Here is a 234-nt window from a genome sequence, read left to right on the forward strand (position 1 = left end):
GCCGGTGCGTCAGCCTGGGAATTGCGACGGCGAACACCACCGCGGCCGCGAACCCCAGCACGCCTGTGGCCCAGATGCCAGCGGACAGTGAAATGGCGGCCGTCAGTCCCGAGAGGAGCACCGGTCCCCCGGTAGCGCCGGAGACGGCGATGAAGCGCCAGATCCCGAGGAAGAGACTCCGCCCGTTGTCCGGTGAAAAGTCGGCGCCGAGCGTCATGATGAGTCCGGAGCTGA

At 67.9% G+C, this 234-nt stretch carries 1 pseudogene; it reads right to left on the reverse strand.

Annotated elements, in window-relative coordinates:
• Positions 1–234, reverse strand: a pseudogene (locus N7568_RS25465) (MFS transporter); the annotation flags it as partial.

This window comes from Paenarthrobacter aurescens, assembly GCF_025421775.1.
Taxonomy (GTDB): Bacteria; Actinomycetota; Actinomycetes; order Actinomycetales; family Micrococcaceae; genus Arthrobacter; species Arthrobacter aurescens_B.